The sequence below is a fragment of the Pseudomonas sp. SbOxS1 genome (assembly GCF_013416725.1).
Lineage (GTDB): Bacteria > Pseudomonadota > Gammaproteobacteria > Pseudomonadales > Pseudomonadaceae > Aquipseudomonas.
In genome coordinates this window covers 1-16,869 of sequence record NZ_JAAVXC010000025.1, presented here as the reverse complement: position 1 = coordinate 16,869, position 16,869 = coordinate 1, and the positions used below count along the sequence as shown (strand labels likewise).

Genomic DNA, 16,869 nt, shown 5'->3' with positions numbered 1-16,869 from the left:
GTCCGAACCATGGCTTCGACAGCTACAAAGCAACACTACGACGTGGTGATCGTCGGTGGCGCGGTGAACGGCAGTGCCACGGCATATTTCCTGGCCAGCAACCCGGACTTCACCGGCTCGGTGCTGGTCATCGAGCGTGACTGGACCTATGCGCAATCGGCCACCGCGCTGTCCAGCAGCTCGATCCGGGTACAGTTCTCCAATCCGATCAACATCCAGATCTCCCGCTTTGGCGCGCAGTTCATCCGCGACTTCGGGCAACTGATGGAAGTGGGCGGCGACAGGCCTGACCTGAACTTCAAGGAAAACGGCTACCTGTTCCTGGCCGATCAGAAGGGTTTCGACGTACTCAAGCGTCTGCACCAGACCCAGCTGGACAACGGTGCCGATGTCACGTTGATGGACACCGAGGCGCTGGTCCGGCGCTTCCCCTGGGTCAATCCCGACAGCCTGGCCGGTGGTACCTACGGCGAGAAGGATGAAGGCTGGTTCGACAACTACGGGATCATGAATGGCTTTCGCAAGAAGGCGCGCTCGCTGGGCGTCGAATACATCGAAAACGAAGTGGTCGAGGTGCTGCGCAAAGGCGACCTGGTCACCGGTGTGACGCTGGCCAATGGCGAGCGCATCTCCTGCGACTACATCGTCAACACCGCCGGCACTCGCGGGCCGACGGTTGCAAGGATGGCCGGCTTGCAGATCCCGGTTGAGCCGCGCCGGCGCTCGCTGTTTGTCTTCGACTGCCACACCCCACTGGAAGGTGTGGTGCCGCTGACCATCGACCCGACTGGCGTGTTCTTCCGTCCGGAAGGTCATCTGTACCTGGGGGGGACCTACCCCAAGGTCGACCCGGAAGTGGCCTTCGATGACTTCGACGTCCTGCACGACGAATTCGAAGAAGAAGTGTGGCCGATCCTTGCCGAGCGGGTGCCCGCGTTCGAGGCGATCAAGGTGGTCAACTCTTGGGCCGGGCACTACGACTTTTGCGTGCTGGATCACAACGCGATCGTCGGTCCGCATAACGAAGTGCGCAACTTTCTGTTCTGCAATGGCTTCAGTGGACATGGCTTGCAGCAGGCGCCCGCTATCGGTCGCGGCCTGAGCGAGCTGATCACCTACGGCCAATACCGCAGCCTGGATCTGAATGCGCTGTCTTACGAGCGCGTCATTGAAAACCGCCCCTTTTTGGAAGACTCGGTCATCTGACCGTGTGGCCTGATGGAGAACACCGATGACTAACAACAATTTTGCGGTAACCCGCACGGGTGGTCAGGTACTGGTAGATGCCCTGCGTATCAATGGCGTCGAACGCGCCTTCTGTGTGCCGGGCGAAAGTTATCTGGCGGTGCTCGATGCACTGCATGATGCCAAGGACGATATCGAGCTGATCGTCTGCCGCCAGGAAGGTGGTGCGGCGTACATGGCCGAGGCCTACGGCAAGCTGACCGGCAAGCCGGGCATTTGCTTCGTGACCCGTGGCCCTGGTGCCACCAACGCCTCGGTCGGGGTGCACACCGCGTTTCAGGATTCCACGCCGATGATCCTGTTCATCGGCCAGGTGGCCCGTGATCAGGTCGAGCGTGAGGCCTTCCAGGAAATCGACTATCGCCGCATGTTTGGCCAGATGGCCAAGTGGGTGGTCGAAGTGGATGACGCCGCGCGTTTGCCGGAGCTGCTCAGCCAGGCCTTCCATCGCGCCACCAACGGTCGGCCGGGTCCGGTCGTCGTGGCGTTGCCGGAAGACATGCTCACCGATCTAGTGGAGGTCGCAGATGCCGGCCCTGCGCAGATCATCGAGCCGGCCGCTTCGCCGGCTTCGCTCGAACAGCTGCAGAGCCTGATCGGCCAGGCACAGCGGCCGCTGGTGGTGTTGGGCGGTGGCGGCTGGAGCGGGGAGGCGGTTGAAAACATTCGCGTGTTCATCGAGAAGCAGAATCTGCCGGTCGCGGCGTCGTTCCGCTGCCAGGACCTGTTCAACAATACGCTGCCCAATTACGCCGGTGACCTGGGCCTGGCGGCGGGGCCCGAGCTGGTCGAGGCGGTGAAAAATTCGGACCTGTTGCTGGTGATCGGCGCGCGTCTGGGCGAGATGACCACGGGCGGCTATTCGCTGGTGAATATCCCGGTGCCCAAGCAAAAGCTGGTTCACGTCCACGGCGGAATTGAAGAGCTGGGGCGGGTTTATCAGCCCACCCTGGCGATCAACGCCGGGATGAAAACCTTCGCGGCGCAGGTGGCGGCCTTGCCCGCGGTCAACCCGCAAGGGCTGGCAGACTGGACGGCGCAACTGAATCGCGGCTACCGCGCCAACTTCGACTGCCCGGCCTCGCCGGGGCCGGTGCAAATGAGCGAGGTCATCGCCTGGCTCAATGATCGCCTGCCCCACGACAGCATCATCACCTGCGGTGCGGGCAACTACACCGGTTGGGTGCATCGCGGCTATCAGCACCGCACCTTCCGTACGCTGCTGGGCCCCACTAACGGCTCGATGGGGTACGGGGTGCCGGCAGCTGTGGCGGCCAAGATCACGGCGCCCGAGCGTACGGTCGTGGCATTTGCCGGCGATGGCTGTTTCCTCATGAACGGCCAGGAACTGGCAACGGCGGCCAACTACGACGCCCGCCTGGTGGTGATCGTGGTCAACAACGGCATGTACGGCACCATTCGCATGCACCAGGAGCGCAGCTATCCGGGTCGCGTTTCCGGTACCGAGCTGCACAACCCGGATTTCGCCATGTTGGCCCGTTCCTACGGCTTCCATGCCGAGACGGTGGTGGCGACCGAGCAGTTCGCCGAGGCCTTCGAGCGCTGTGTCGCTTCGCAGAAACCGGCCTTGATCGAAATCCAGGTCGATCCGGAGGCGCTGACGCCTCGAATGACCCTGAGCCAGATACGCGAAAAAGCCCTCGCTTCGCGCTGATTGACCTCGGGCGGGACGGATTGATCGTCCCGCCTTTTTTTTGCCTTCAATTTATACGAGCGCCTCATCATGAGACTTGCCGATCCTGAACTGCTGCGTGAATTTTGCTACATCGATGGTAAATGGGTGGCGGCTGACAATGGCCAAACCATCGAGGTGACCAACCCGGCCATCGGTGAGGTGATCGGGCGTGTACCGCGCATGGGTGCCAGTGAAACCCGCCGGGCGATCAACGCCGCCCAGGCCGCGCTACCCGCCTGGCGTGCGCTGACTGCCAAGGAGCGGGCTGCCCGTCTGCAAGCCTGGTTTCGCGAAATCATGAATCATCAGCAAGACCTCGCGCAGATCATGACCGCCGAGCAAGGCAAGCCATTGGCCGAAGCCCGGGGCGAAATTGCCTTCGCGGCGGCTTATGTGGAGTGGTACGCGGAGGAGGGCAAGCGCATCTACGGCGATGTGATCCCGTCGCCCCATGCTGACCGGCGGCTGATCGTGACCAAGGAACCCATTGGTGTCTGCGCGGCAATCACGCCGTGGAACTTCCCGGCGGCGATGATTACCCGCAAGGCTGCGCCGGCACTGGCTGCCGGATGTACTTTGGTGCTCAAGCCAGCCTCACAAACGCCTTTCAGTGCACTTGCACTCTGTGTGCTGGCGGAGCGGGCGGGCATTCCCCGTGGTGTGCTGAGCGTGGTCACGGGGGATTCCGGCGCCATCGGCGGCGAACTGACCTCCAGTCCCATCGTGCGCAAGCTGTCGTTCACCGGCTCCACGCCGATTGGCATCAAGCTGCTCGAGCAATGCGCCGCCACGGTCAAGAAAGTCACCATGGAGCTGGGTGGCAACGCGCCGTTCATTGTGTTTGACGATGCGGATCTCGATGCTGCGGTCGAAGGCGCGGTGATCGCCAAATTCCGCAACGCGGGCCAGACCTGTGTGTGCGCGAACCGCTTCTTCATCCAGGACGGTATCTACGATCGATTCGTCGAGAAGTTTGCCGCGCGCATCAAAGGGCTGGTCGTGGGCGAGGGTACTCAGGCGGGTATCGAAGTTGGGCCGATGATCGACGCCAAGGCGCTGGCCGGGGTCGAGGCCCTGGTGGTCGAGGCGCGTGAGGCCGGCGCGCGGGTGGTGGCGGGCGGCAAGCGTCACGCCTTGGGCGGCGCGTTCTACGAGCCGACCCTGCTGGCCGATGTGACCGCGGATATGCGTGTGGCGCAGGAGGAAATCTTCGGCCCGGTGGCACCTTTGTTCCGCTTCAGCAGCGAGAGCGAGGTGATCGCCCTGGCCAACGACACGGAGTTCGGCCTGGCCTGCTACGTCTACGCCCGTGACCTGGGGCGGGTGTGGCGGGTGTCTGAGGCGCTGGAGTACGGGATGGTGGGGGTGAACGTGGGCGTGCTGGCCACGGAAGTCGCGCCGTTTGGCGGCGTCAAATCGTCTGGCCTGGGGCGCGAGGGATCGCGCTACGGTATCGAGGACTACGTCGAGATCAAGTACCTGTGCCTGGGGCTTGGCTGAGCAGGTGCAACAGCAGGGCGGAGATCACTCTCCGCTCTGTACCAGGCGCTGATAGCGCGAAAGGCTTTCTTCAAGGTGTTTGCGCAGTGCATTTCGGGCACCGTTGATGTCACCCATGGTGATCGCCGAAAGAATTGCACCGTGTTCCCGGCCGATTTTCTTGATGTGGGCCTGGCGACTCTTGCCTGTGGATTGCCCGTGCTTGAGGTGCAGGTCGAAGATGATGTCCGGCCCCAATGCCTCTAGCAGCTGGGTGAAATGTGGGTTGTTGGTGGCGCGGGCGATAGCGAGGTGAAACTCGAAATCGGCCTTGGCTTCTGCTTCGAGGTCGGTGCCGTCCAGGGCATTGAAGCGATCGAAAGCCTGGGTGATGTCGGCCATGCTGGTAGGGCTGCGGCGTTCGGCGGCACGGGCAACGGACTCGGTTTCAATGCCCAGGCGCAATTCCAGGATCTGGGCGGCGGCGCGGACATCGTCCACAGCGGTGCTGAGTGCATAGCCGATACGCTTTACGTCCTGTTCCACCACAAACACGCCCACACCTTGGCGTGCAATCAGGCGACCGCCCAGGCGCAGCGACGCGACGGCTTCGCGGATCACCGGTCGGCTGACATTGAATTCCTTGCACAGCGCCTGCTCGGAAGGCAGCTTTTCACCCGGGCCGTATGTGCCGATATCAATACGGTTAGACAGTTCACGAATCACTGTCTCTGCAAGATTTTCCCTGCGCGTACCAGTCGTCGCGTCCATTTATGTTGCTCCTGAAACTGAAGGCTCATCACGGAAGATGAAGGATTGTATAGCGCAGTGGACCTCGTCAAATAAATGCAAAGTCTCTGTTTCTTTCGGCAATTAGCCGATGTTCCGGCCGGTTCGTCACTGCCCATATGTTATCAAACAACTGACCTCACATGGTGCGAGCGTCCCATTTTAGCGATGAGTGTGCGTCGGATCCGGGCATTTTTCCTGCGCCCGAAATTTCTGCTTTCTCGTTTTCGCTGGTACCTAGCATATACCAATTGACAGTTGCCTGCTGACTGTTATCTTACAAGTGCGGTCGCGAAAGCCGGCTGCACCTGCAGTGAGATTGTCCCGAATAAGGTCTGGTTGCCGTGACAGGGCGCCGGGCGTGGAAAAGAAGACTTGCACGCCAACGTGCTCAATTCGTTTGTCCGATGATTTCTGGGAGGCGTATATGCGTAAACACAACCTGATCTGCACAGCACTTGCTGCGGCCATGGCTTCGGCGCTCAGTGTCGGGGTCGCCACTGCTGCCGAGACCGAGCAGGTCCGAATCGGTTTTGCCGGGCCACTGACCGGACCCTCCGGCCACCAGGGCCTGGATGTTGAACATGGCGTGAGCATCGCCATCGAAGAAGCCAACCAGCAAAAACTGAAAATCGGCGACAAGGTGGCCGAGTTCAAGCTGGTCTCTGAAGACGACGTGGCTGACCCCCGCACCGGTACGGCGGTGGCCCAGCGATTGGTCGATGCCAAGGTGGCGGTGGTCATCGGCCATTACAACTCGGGCACCAGTATCCCTGCTTCGAAAATCTACGGCGATGCCGGCATTCCGCAAATCTCTCCTTCTGCCACCAATCCTGCGCTGACCAAGCAAGGCATCAAGTCGGTTTTCCGTGTGGTCAACGATGACGCCACGCTGGGTCGCTATGCCGGCAATTACCTGGTCAACAAACTCGGTGCCAAGCGCATTGCGATCTTCGATGACCGTACCGCTTATGGCCAGGGGCTGGCCGATGAGGTGAACAAAGCGGTCAAGGCGGCTGGCGGCAATGTCGTGGTGCGTGAATACACCAACGACAAGGCCACCGATTTCAACGCCATCCTGACCACCGCAAAAGCCCAACAAGTGGACGCGGTGTTCTTTGCCGCCCTGGATTACCAGGCCGCCCCCATGGCCAAGCAGATGAAGAACCTGGGCATCAAGGCCAAGTTCATGAACATCGGCAACCTGCCGAACGACGAGTTCAAGAAGATGGCCGGCAGCGCAGCTGAAGGCGCTTACGCCTGGAACTACGGTACGCCGTTGCAGGAGATGCCGAAGGGCGCCGCGTTCGAGCAAAAGCTCAAGGACAAGTTTGGCATGGGCGTCGTGCAGTCTTCGCCGGCCGCCTACGACGCTACCTGGGCGGCGATCAATGCCATGGTCAAGGCGCAATCGGACGATCCCGCCGTCTACCTGCCGGTGCTCAAGAGCTCCAGCTACGACGGTGTGACCGGCACCATCGCATTCGACGATTCCGGCAACCTCAAGAACGCCGCCGCGACGGTTTTCCAGTTTGAAAACGGCCAATGGAAAACCCTGGCGGTAGAGCGCGAATAAAGATCCGGCAACACCCAGAACGATAAGCGGGCCCCCACGGCCCGCGACTACAACAAGAAGACTTTTTTCTGATCTGCCATGAGTTTCATCGCGTGCTCGCGCAAGTGATCGCCGGTGAATACAACGCAGCTTTGAGGATTCACCAAGTGGAAGCCAATCTTAATATCTTGTTGCAGCAGATCCTCAATGGTCTGGTGCTCGGCAGTATCTATGCCCTGGTGGCGCTGGGCTACACCATGGTTTACGGCATCATTGGCCTGATCAATTTCGCCCACGGCGAGATTGTGATGGTCGGTGCCATGGTGACGATTTCGGTGCTGACCATGCTGGCAGGGTTTGGATTTGCACCCGGCGTACTGACACTGATGTTCGCAATCATGATTGCGGCAGCCGTCTGCATGCTGATGGCACAAGGTATGGAGAAATTTGCCTACCGACCGTTGCGCAAGGCCCCTCGCTTGACCCCGCTGATCCTGGCGATCGGTATCTCCATTTTCCTGCAGAACCTGGCGATGATGATTTGGGGGCGCGGTTACAAGACCTTCCCCGAAGTCGTTGAAACCCGGCCGATCGAAGTGTTTGGCGCGACCATCACCAATATCCAGATGAGCATCATGATCATCTCGGTCGTCATCATGTTTGCCCTCTGGGTACTGGTGGACAAGACCCGACTGGGCAAGGCCATGCGTGCGACGGCGCAGAACCAGGAAGTTGCCGGCTTGATGGGCATCAACATCAACCGGGTGATCTCGGCCACCTTCGTCATCGGTGCGTCACTGGGCGCCGTGGCCGGTGTCATGCGGGCAGTCAACTATGGCCAGGCGGACGCCTACATGGGCTTGCTGCTGGGACTCAAGGCTTTTTCGGCGGCAGTGCTGGGCGGGATCGGCAACCTCTTCGGCGCCATGGCCGGAGGCATCCTGCTGGGCCTGATCGAATCCCTTGCCGCGGGATATACCGGTCAACTGACAGGAGGATTCCTGGGGGCGAACTACCAGGACATATTCGCGTTCATGGTGCTGATCATGGTCTTGCTGTTCCGGCCTAACGGCCTGATGGGCGAACGCCAGGCCGACCGCGCATAGGAGGCTTTGCCATGAAGAACAATTACGCTCAATACGCGCTGCTCGCGCTGGCCTTCATCGCGCTGCCATTCGTGGTCGACGCGATACCCTTCCTGGGGCCGACCTGGGTGCGAATCCTCGGATTTGCCATGCTCTATGTGCTGTTGGCGCTGGGGCTGAATATCGTGATCGGTTACGCCGGCCTGCTGGACATGGGCTACATCGGTTTCTACGCCATTGGCGCCTACCTGTATGCGTTGCTCTCGTCTCCTCACCTGAACATGGCGGGGTTGGCGGAGGGGGTATTGAACTGGCCGTTGTGGATCATCATTCCGTTGGCGGCGGTCATTGCCGCGATATGTGGCGTGTTGATCGGTGCGCCGGTGCTCAAGCTGCGCGGTGACTACCTGGCGATTGTCACACTGGGCTTTGGCGAAATCATCCGCATCTTCATGAACAACCTGGACCAGCCGGTAAACATCACCAACGGTCCCCAGGGCATTTCCGGCATCGCGCCGTTGCACATCGATGCCGGCGCCTGGAGCTACGCGAGCGGGCAGGCGCCGGACGCCATCCTGTCGTTGCAAACCAAGTGGAGCCTGTTCGGTTTGCAGGTGTCTCCCGTCATCAGCTACTACCTGTTCTTCCTTGCGGTCGTCATCCTGTCGATCATCCTGTCCAAGCGCCTGGAAGTGTCGCGCATCGGGCGTGCCTGGATGGCGTTGCGTGAAGACGAAGTCGCCGCCGAGGCGATGGGCTTGAACAAGCGCAACCTCAAGCTCCTGGCCTTTGCGATGGGCGCGACTTTCGGTGGCGTGTCCGGTGCATTGTTCTCCGCTTACCAGGGCTTTGTGAGCCCGGAATCGTTCACGCTGATGGAATCGATCATGGTCCTGGCCATGGTGGTGCTCGGCGGCATGGGCTCGATTCGTGGCGTGGTGCTGGGTGCGTTGATTTTGTCGATCATGCCCGAGGTGTTTCGCGACCTGGTGAACTGGGTGCAGCCATTCGTCATGGACAACGTCACCTTCATCAGTCGTGAAGTGCTGCGCAACATCCTCGATGCCTCGACCTTGCGCATGCTGGTCTTCGGTCTCGCCTTGATCCTGGTCATGCGTTTCCGCCCGGAAGGGCTGTGGCCATCGAGCCGCCGCCGGGCCGAGTTGCATGAAGATGAAGGCGCGCCATTGGTCCCGGCACCTGTGCTGGACAGCACCGTGGAACATCTGGAGCCAGCGACAGCGGAGTTCAGACTCAAAGAGGTGAATAAGGTATGAGCGACGTACTGCTGGAGCTGAACAAAGTCAGCAAGTTTTTTGGCGGGCTGCAGGCCTTGCATGGCATCGACCTGAGCATCAGGCGCGGTGAAATCCGTGGCCTGCTGGGACCGAACGGCGCAGGCAAGACCACGCTGTTCAACGTCTTGACCGGCTTGTACCGCGCCGAGGAAGGCAAGGTGAACTTCAACGGCAAGCCGCTGCGGATCAGCAAGCCGCATAAAGTGGTCGAAGCCGGCATCTCCCGTACCTTCCAGAACATTCGCCTGTTCCACAACATGACGGCGCTGGAGAACGTGATGATCGGCCGTCATGTGCGGACCAAAAGCGGTGTGTTCGGAGCCATATTGCGCACTCGTCGCTGTGTCCAGGAGGAGCGCGAGATTCATGAGTCGGCGCGCTACTGGCTCGATTACGTCGGCATTGGCCGATTCGCCGGCGAGTTGGCAAAAAACCTTTCATACGGTGATCAACGTCGACTGGAGATTGCCCGGGCCCTTGCAACAGAGCCGTTGCTGGTCGCCCTGGATGAGCCGGCGGCGGGCATGAATGCCTCGGAAACCGAAGGCCTGCGGCAGTTGATGTGCAAGATGAAAGGTGATGGCAAGACGGTGCTGCTGATCGAGCATGACGTGAAGCTGGTCATGGGGTTGTGCGATCACGTCACGGTGCTGGAGTTCGGCAAAAAAATCGCTGATGGCCTGCCTGCGCAGGTACAGAAAGACCCTCGGGTGATCGAGGCTTATTTGGGCACTGAGACGGTGGCTTGAGCATGAAAAATATCCTTCAGGTAAACGATCTCAAGGTTTCCTATGGCGCCATTGCGGCCATCAAGGGGCTGGATTTTCATGTGGGCGAGGGCGAGATGGTCGCCCTGATCGGGGCTAACGGTGCCGGCAAGACCACGACGCTCAAGACGCTCGCCGGGCTGCTGACGCCGACCGCAGGGCAAATTACCTTTGACGGTAAAGTCCATTCGAAGATCAAGAGTTATGACTTGATTCGCGAGGGCCTGGCGCTGGTGCCCGAAGGGCGGGGCATCTTCCCCAAGCTGACGGTCGTCGAGAACCTGGAAATGGGCGCCTTTTCGCGCACCGACGGCAAGACCGCGATCGAAGCCGACATCGAGCGCATGTTCGGCATCTTTCCCCGGCTCAAGGAGCGCGCGTTCCAGCTTGCCGGCACCATGTCGGGTGGCGAGCAGCAGATGCTGGCCATTTCCCGGGCGTTGATGGGCAAGCCCAAACTGCTTCTGCTCGATGAGCCATCCATGGGGCTTGCACCGATCATCGTGCAAAAGATCTTCGAGACCATTCGCGAGGTGGTGAAGGGCGGGGTCACGTTGTTGCTGGTGGAGCAGAACGCGAAACTCGCCCTCCAGACTTGTCAGCGCGCCTATGTGATCGATGGCGGTCGCATTGCGCTGCAAGGGCAGGCGGACGAATTGCTGCACAACGAACAAGTGCAGAAAGCCTACCTCGGCGAATAAGCGGAACACTTTTGCAAAAGCCGGGATGTCCCAGGCAACCGCAGAAGGTGAGGCTGCCCGTGAAAAAAAAGGTGCTCAGCTCACGCTGGCACCTTGAAAGGAGTTTCGCCACCTGGGTAGCGTTTTCCGGGAGAAGCGCTACGGCAGGCAGGTGGATTATTCACCGATGCCTCGCAGTCTTTCGGACAATCCACGTCAGGTATTTGATAGTTGATGACGCCGTTGCGGATTTCCTGGCTTGCCGACCAATTGCTTGCGCCATTCCCTGGGGCTCTGTCCATGCCAACGGTGGAACGCTCGGGTGAATGCGCTTTGGTCGCTGTAGCCGAGCAGGTCGGCCAACTGCGAAATCTTGATGGTCGAGTCTTGCAGGTAGTGGCAAGCCATGGCCTGGCGAGCATCGGACAGCAGGTCCTGGAAGGTGAAGCCTTCGAGTTCCAGTTGGCGCTGCAGCTTGCGCGTGCTCAGGCGCATGAACGCGGCGATGTATTCGATGTTGGCGCGGCCTTCGGGCATGAAGTTTCTTATCAGTTGCTGGACTAGCGCCGGCAATTCTTCGGCGGACATCTGCGTCAGGTGGTCGAGGTGCTTGCGAATCAGCCGGTGCAAGGCCGGGTCTGCGGACTCCAGCGGCGTATCGAGCGAACTGGCGTCGAACATCAGGCCGTTGTAGGTCGTATTGAAGCTGGGGACCATGCCGATGAGGCGACGGAATTGCCCGGGTTCGGCGACCGGCGTGTGCCGGAACAACATCGCCTGGGGTTGCCAGCGTTTGCCCAGCAACGTGCGCAGCAACTGTACGCCGACCCCCAGGGCCAGTTCCGAACCCTGGCGGTAGCCGGGCATTGAGGTGTCGGAGATGGTGTAGGACAGGATTGCGTGCTTGCCCTGTTCGTCGAGGGTGATTTTCGCGGCGCCGGAATGGATATGGTAGTAAGCGGTTAGTCCGGTCAGCGCTTCGCGCACATCCCTGGCGTTGCGAAACAGGTAGAGCAGGGGGCCGAAAATGCTAACGCCCTGGGCCAGGCCGTACTGCATGGCGAACAGGCGGTTCTGCGATTCCATTTCGCACAGCACCAGCAGGTCGAGCATTTTGCTGTAGGAAATCAGGCTGTCGGGAAGCTCTTCGAGGTCCAGGGGCAAGCCGGCCCGTTTCAGCATTTTTTCCGGATTTAGCCCTTGTTTTGCCGCGAATTCAGAGAAGTTTGCCAGCCCCGCAGCGCGAACGAAGTCGATCATCTTGAGCCCAATTATTGTTTTTGTAGGTCGTGCAAGGGCTGGAAAAACAGACGTCGGCTCCCCCTCGCGTTGTCGCGTATTGAAAGATTGCAGGCGCCAAATGTCAAATTTTCACCGATCACCTGATGCAGCATGTGGACTGATCCGATCGTGATCCGAAGCCAATCATCAGGAGAACAAGAAAATGGCGATGCCCCATCAAGTCCACGAACACAAAGACCTGTTGACCCTGAACACCAACGAGCTGCCGATGTACAGGGACGCCTTGCCGGGCGTGCCGGGCGTTGACGTGCAGCCGCTGTTTCTCGACCCCAGCGCCGGCATCTGGGTGCTGCGCGTGGTGTTCCAGCCGGGCGTAGTCCTGCCGCGTCACTATCACACCGGCACCGTGCACTTTTTCACCCTCACCGGCCGATGGAACTACGTCGAGTATCCGGACCAGCCGCAGACGGCCGGCAGCTACCTGTTCGAGCCGGGTGGTTCGATCCACCAGTTCATGGTCCCGACCACCAACACCGAGCCGACCGATACCGTCATGGTGGTCCACGGCGCCAATGTGAATTTCGACAGCGAAGGCAACTACCTCGGCCTGATGGACGCCAGCGACATCATGCATCTGTTCGATCACCTTGTGCGCGAGCGCGGCCTGGAGCCTGCGAAGTACATCACGCCACGCGCCGCCGACTACACCACGCGCGCGCGATAACCATCCTGGTCACCTGCCTTGGGCGGGTGACACTTCTTATCCGGTCGTTCCCACCTGCACGGTCTTCAGCGCGGTTGGCGCCTGTGCGCGTGGGCCATTGCCCAAGGACATTTTATGACTGACGTCACGATGCCCACCGGTAGCGCGGGACAAACCCCCGAGGTTCCACGCTCCGTTTTCATCACTGGGGCCAGCGGTTTCATCGGCCGTGCCCTGGCGGCGCGCTACAAGGCACTCGGCGCGCAAGTACGCGGCATGGACCTGATTGCCGACCCGGCCAACGACATCGTGGCCGGTGACCTGACCCGTCCGCAAAGCTGGGCCGGCCACGCCGCGGGTTGCGAGCTGTTCATCAATACGGCCGCGGTTGTGTCGCTCGCCGCGTCCTGGAAGCTGTACCGCGACGTCTCGGTACAAGGCGTGCGCAACTGCCTGGATGTCGCCATTGCCGGTGGTGCCAGGCGGTTCGTGCAGTTTTCCTCAATTGCCGCCCTCGGCTGGGACTACCAGGGCGAGGCCGATGAGCGCAGCGACGTGGTGATCGGCAATCACTATCGCTATGGCGTGGCCAAGGGCGCCAGCGAGCACGTGGTGCTGGCGGCGCACGCGGCGGGGGAGATCGATTGCACCATCGTGCGACCGGGCGATGTCTATGGCCCCGGTTCGCGAGCCTGGCTCAGTGAGCCGATGAAGATGGCCAAGGCCGGTGCGCTGATCCTGCCCAATGGCGGCAAGGGCATCTTCACCCCGGTGTACATCGACGACCTGCTCGATGGCGTCATGTTGGCCGCCGGTTTGCCTCAAGCCATCGGCCAGATCTTCCATATCAGCGCCAGCCATGCCGTCAGCTGCAAGACGTTTTTCTCCAGCCACTGGCGTTGGGCCGGGCGCAACGGCACGCCACACACCTTGCCCTTGTGCGTGGCCGTGGCAATTACCCATGTGCTCTGGACGGTGAATCGCCTGCTCAAGAAGCAGGGCGAAGTCGCGCCGGACACCATGTACATGTTCGCCCGCAAAGGTGGCGTGTCCATCGCCAAGGCTCAAAAGGTGCTCGGTTACCAACCCAAGGTCGATCTGGAGGAAGGCTTGCGCCGCTCCGAAGCCTGGTTGCGTGAAAGCGGCCAGATCGGCTGACGGCCAGGCCCAGGTCAATCCCACCCCGATAATGACAAGAGGGACGCCCCATGAAAGCGGTAGTGATGCGCGACAAACAACTGCTGGTCGACACGCTCAAGGCGCCAACGCCTGCGGCCGGCGAAGTGCTGGTCAAGACCCTGGCCTGCGGCATCTGCGGCTCGGACCTGCACATGTTCCACCATTGCGAGCATGTGCTCGGCAACTTCAAGCGCAGCGGTATTCCGGTCGACTTCGACGCCGGCCAGGACGTGGTGTTCGGCCACGAGTTCTGTGGCGAAATCCTCGACCACGGACCGGGCTGCGACAAACAACTCAAGGTCGGCACACGCGTGTGTTCGATGCCGTTCATCTTCAACCGCAACGGCTTTGAGCATGTCGGTTTCTCCAATGGCTATCCGGGCGGCTACGGCGAGCAGATGCTGCTTGCAGAAGGCTTGCTGGTGCCGGTGCCGGGTGATTTGCCGGCGCACCTGGCGGCGCTGACAGAGCCGATGTCGGTTGCCGTTCACGCGGTCAATCGGGCCCGACTTGAAGGTGATGAAGTGCCGATCGTGATCGGTTGCGGCCCGATTGGCCTGGCCATGATCGCCGTGCTCAAGTCCCGTGGCATAGGGCCGGTGGTGGCTTCCGACTTCTCGCCGAAACGTCGTGCACTGGCGGAAAAAATGGGCGCTGACGTAGTGGTCAATCCCGCTGAACAGTCCCCGTACCAGTCCTGGGTCGAGGTGGCGGCGCCGGCCGGTTATGACATCAAGGGCCCGCAGGCCATGTACGGCCTGGGGCCGCAGCCCAAACCCTGCGTGATCTTCGAATGCGTCGGCATTCCGGGCCTGATCCAGCAAGTGTTGCAGAGCGCACCGCCGCGCAGCCGCCTGATGGTGGTGGGGGTGTGCATGGAATCGGACCGGATTGAACCGATGGTCGGCATCGCCAAGGAAATGAACATCAGCTTCGCCTATGGCTACAACGGCGAAGAGTTCGCCCGGACCTTGTACGACCTGGCCGAGCAGAAGTTCGATGCGTCGCCGCTGATCACCTCGACCGTCGGGCTCGATGGCGTGGCCGAGGCGTTCGCGGCGCTGAGCAAACCCGATGAGCAAGCCAAGGTGATGATCACGTTCGAATGACCCGCCAGGGTCGTTCGTTGCAGGTAATTGCGGGAAGCAAACATGATGAAATTCAAGATCTGTAAAGGCCTGCTGTGGCCCCTGATGGCGGCTGTGTCACTCATCGTGACGAGCGCCTCGGTGGCTGCGGCCGACAAGAAACCCAACATCCTGGTGATCTGGGGCGACGACATCGGCTGGCAGAACGTCAGTGCCTACGGCATGGGCACCATGGGCTACACCACGCCGAGCATCGACAGCATCGGCGCCGAAGGCATCCGTTTCACCGATCACTACGGACAACCGTCCTGCACGGCAGGGCGCGCCGCGTTCATCACCGGGCAGTATCCGATTCGTTCCGGGATGACCACGGTCGGCCAACCGGGGGACAAACTGGGCTTGCAGGCGGCTTCACCGAGCCTGGCCGAGGTGCTGAAGAAGGCCGGCTATGCCACCGGCCAGTTTGGCAAGAACCACCTGGGCGATCGCAACGAGCATTTGCCTACGGTCCATGGCTTCGATGAGTTCTTCGGCAACCTGTACCACCTCAACACCCAGGAAGAATCCGAGCAGCGTGATTTCCAGAATTTCGCCAAGGCCTATTCCGGGAGCCTTGAGGCGTACGAGGGCAAGTTCGGTACCCGGGGCGTCCTGCATTCCTATGCCAGCAATACCGATGACGCCACGCAAGACCCGCGCTTCGGCCGGGTCGGCAAACAGACCATCGAGGACACCGGCCCGCTGACCCAGAAGCGCATGGAGATGTTCGATGAAGAGGAGGTCGCGACCAAGGCCATGGGCTTCATGAAGCAAGCCAAGGCTGCGGACAAACCGTTCTTCGTCTGGATGAACACCTCGCGCATGCACCTCTACACGCGCCTCAATGACAAATGGCGCTATGCCGCCGAGCAGTACAGCTCCGAAGGCGACCTGTACGGCTCCGGCATGTTGCAGCACGACCATGACGTCGGCCAGATTCTCGATTTCCTCAAGGAAAACGGCCTGGATGAGAACACCATCGTCTGGTACTCCACCGACAACGGCCCCGAGCATTCCTCCTGGCCGCACGGTGGGACGACACCGTTTCGCAGCGAGAAAATGTCCACCTACGAGGGCGGTGTGCGGGTCATCTCGATGCTGCGTTGGCCAGGTGTGATCAAGCCTGGCCAGGTGCTCAACGGTATCCAGGCGCACATGGACATGTTCACCAGCCTGGCGGCCGCGGCCGGCGTCAAGGATGTCGCGGCCGACATCAAGCAGGAGAAAAAGCAGTACATCGACGGGGTCAACAACTTGCCTTACTGGAAGGGCGAAGCCAAGGACTCGGCACGCAACAGCCTGTTTTACTATTACGAAAGCAAGTTGACCGCCGTCCGCCTGGGGCCCTGGAAATTCCACCTGTCGACCAAGGAAGACTATTACGCCAACCTGGTGCCGCGCACCGTGCCGCTGGTGTTCAACCTGCGCATGGACCCGTTCGAGAGCTACGACAACAAGGACTCCTACGGGCATCTGCTGCAAAAGGTCTCGTGGCTGATTCAGCCCGTGGGCGAGATCATCGGCGCGCACTTGAAGACCCTCGCCGAGTATCCGCCGGTGCAAGGCGGCAAAAGCTACGACATGTCGAATCTGGTGCAGGATTTCCTCAATCGCGCCAAGCAATAATCCAGGCTGGAAACCTGTGGGAGCGGGCTTGATCGCTAAGGCTGTGGGTCAGGCGACCTGTTTTTGGACGGTGTACATATCCATTCCAGCGTTAACGGCCACTTAGGGTTTCGCCCTTACTGTAGGAGCCCGGCTTGCCGGCGAAGGCGCCCTGGCGGACGATAATTATCTTTTAGGCGTACATATCCATTCCTGCGGTAACGGCTACTTAGGGTTTCGCCCTTACGGCGAGTCACTTGGAAGAGCCCCAAGTAACCAAGGGCTCTTGCCCCTGGCGTTCGGCCCCTCGCTGGGGCTCGGGGTACCCTCGCTCCGGTCCTGCTCCGTGGGTCGCCGCGATGGGCCATCCATGGCCCAGCGCGGCTAAACCGGCATCCATGCCGGTTTACCCACTGCGC

At 60.7% G+C, this 16,869-nt stretch carries 14 protein-coding genes; 12 read left to right on the top strand and 2 right to left on the bottom strand.

The genetic code is table 11. From position 1 onward, the window contains the following. Window positions 1-9: 9 nt before the first annotated feature. From HFK74_RS20285 to gabD, 3 genes are all read left to right on the top strand, one after another. Window positions 10-1,206, top strand: coding sequence for an FAD-binding oxidoreductase (locus tag HFK74_RS20285; protein WP_180205039.1), 1,197 nt, complete (start codon window positions 10-12; stop codon window positions 1,204-1,206). Window positions 1,207-1,231: 25 nt separating this feature from the next. Further along, window positions 1,232-2,920 carry a thiamine pyrophosphate-binding protein gene (locus HFK74_RS20280; RefSeq protein WP_180205038.1) on the top strand — a complete coding sequence of 563 codons (1,689 nt, stop codon included), beginning with the start codon at window positions 1,232-1,234 and terminating at the stop codon, window positions 2,918-2,920. A 69-nt stretch (window positions 2,921-2,989) separates the two neighbouring features. After that, on the top strand, window positions 2,990-4,441 hold the full coding sequence (gene gabD, locus HFK74_RS20275) for an NADP-dependent succinate-semialdehyde dehydrogenase (RefSeq protein WP_180205037.1): 1,452 nt from the start codon (window positions 2,990-2,992) through the stop codon (window positions 4,439-4,441). Between the two features lie 24 nt (window positions 4,442-4,465). Here gabD and HFK74_RS20270 read toward each other — a convergent pair whose 3' ends face one another. Next, window positions 4,466-5,191 carry a FadR/GntR family transcriptional regulator gene (locus tag HFK74_RS20270; RefSeq protein WP_180205036.1) on the bottom strand — a complete coding sequence of 242 codons (726 nt, stop codon included), beginning with the start codon at window positions 5,189-5,191 and terminating at the stop codon, window positions 4,466-4,468. A gap of 445 nt (window positions 5,192-5,636) precedes the next feature. Between HFK74_RS20270 and HFK74_RS20265 the strand changes: the two genes are divergently transcribed. From HFK74_RS20265 to HFK74_RS20245, 5 genes are all read left to right on the top strand, one after another. After that, on the top strand, window positions 5,637-6,785 hold the full coding sequence (locus tag HFK74_RS20265; RefSeq protein WP_180205035.1) for a branched-chain amino acid ABC transporter substrate-binding protein: 1,149 nt from the start codon (window positions 5,637-5,639) through the stop codon (window positions 6,783-6,785). A gap of 146 nt (window positions 6,786-6,931) precedes the next feature. Then, entirely contained in the window at window positions 6,932-7,870 is a 939-nt protein-coding gene (locus HFK74_RS20260; protein WP_180205034.1) for a branched-chain amino acid ABC transporter permease, read from the top strand. A gap of 11 nt (window positions 7,871-7,881) precedes the next feature. After that, the gene (locus HFK74_RS20255; RefSeq protein WP_180205033.1) at window positions 7,882-9,126 is read left to right on the top strand and encodes an ABC transporter ATP-binding protein; all 1,245 of its coding nucleotides are present in this window, start codon (window positions 7,882-7,884) and stop codon (window positions 9,124-9,126) included. Further along, window positions 9,123-9,896 carry an ABC transporter ATP-binding protein gene (locus HFK74_RS20250; protein ID WP_180205032.1) on the top strand — a complete coding sequence of 258 codons (774 nt, stop codon included), beginning with the start codon at window positions 9,123-9,125 and terminating at the stop codon, window positions 9,894-9,896. The genes HFK74_RS20255 and HFK74_RS20250 overlap by 4 nt, the downstream gene beginning before the upstream one ends. 2 nt (window positions 9,897-9,898) lie before the next feature. Next, window positions 9,899-10,615 carry an ABC transporter ATP-binding protein gene (locus HFK74_RS20245; RefSeq protein ID WP_180205031.1) on the top strand — a complete coding sequence of 239 codons (717 nt, stop codon included), beginning with the start codon at window positions 9,899-9,901 and terminating at the stop codon, window positions 10,613-10,615. 195 nt (window positions 10,616-10,810) lie between these two features. On the opposite strand, the gene HFK74_RS20240 is transcribed toward HFK74_RS20245, so the two are convergent. Continuing rightward, entirely contained in the window at window positions 10,811-11,854 is a 1,044-nt protein-coding gene (locus HFK74_RS20240) for an AraC family transcriptional regulator (RefSeq protein WP_218953756.1), read from the bottom strand. 184 nt (window positions 11,855-12,038) lie between these two features. On the opposite strand from HFK74_RS20240, the gene HFK74_RS20235 reads away from it, so the two are divergent. From HFK74_RS20235 to HFK74_RS20220, 4 genes are all read left to right on the top strand, one after another. Next, complete coding sequence (locus HFK74_RS20235; RefSeq protein ID WP_180205029.1) at window positions 12,039-12,560, top strand: 2,4'-dihydroxyacetophenone dioxygenase family protein; 522 nt, start codon at window positions 12,039-12,041, stop codon at window positions 12,558-12,560. A 114-nt stretch (window positions 12,561-12,674) separates the two neighbouring features. Beyond that, window positions 12,675-13,697, top strand: a complete 1,023-nt coding sequence (locus HFK74_RS20230; RefSeq protein ID WP_218953755.1) for an NAD(P)-dependent oxidoreductase — start codon at window positions 12,675-12,677, stop codon at window positions 13,695-13,697. A 50-nt stretch (window positions 13,698-13,747) separates the two neighbouring features. Then, window positions 13,748-14,827 (top strand): zinc-binding dehydrogenase, encoded by a 1,080-nt coding sequence (locus HFK74_RS20225; RefSeq protein ID WP_180205028.1) that lies wholly within the window; start codon window positions 13,748-13,750, stop codon window positions 14,825-14,827. A 42-nt stretch (window positions 14,828-14,869) separates the two neighbouring features. Then, window positions 14,870-16,471, top strand: a complete 1,602-nt coding sequence (locus HFK74_RS20220) for an arylsulfatase (RefSeq protein WP_257230376.1) — start codon at window positions 14,870-14,872, stop codon at window positions 16,469-16,471. The last annotated feature ends 398 nt before the right edge of the window (window positions 16,472-16,869 follow it).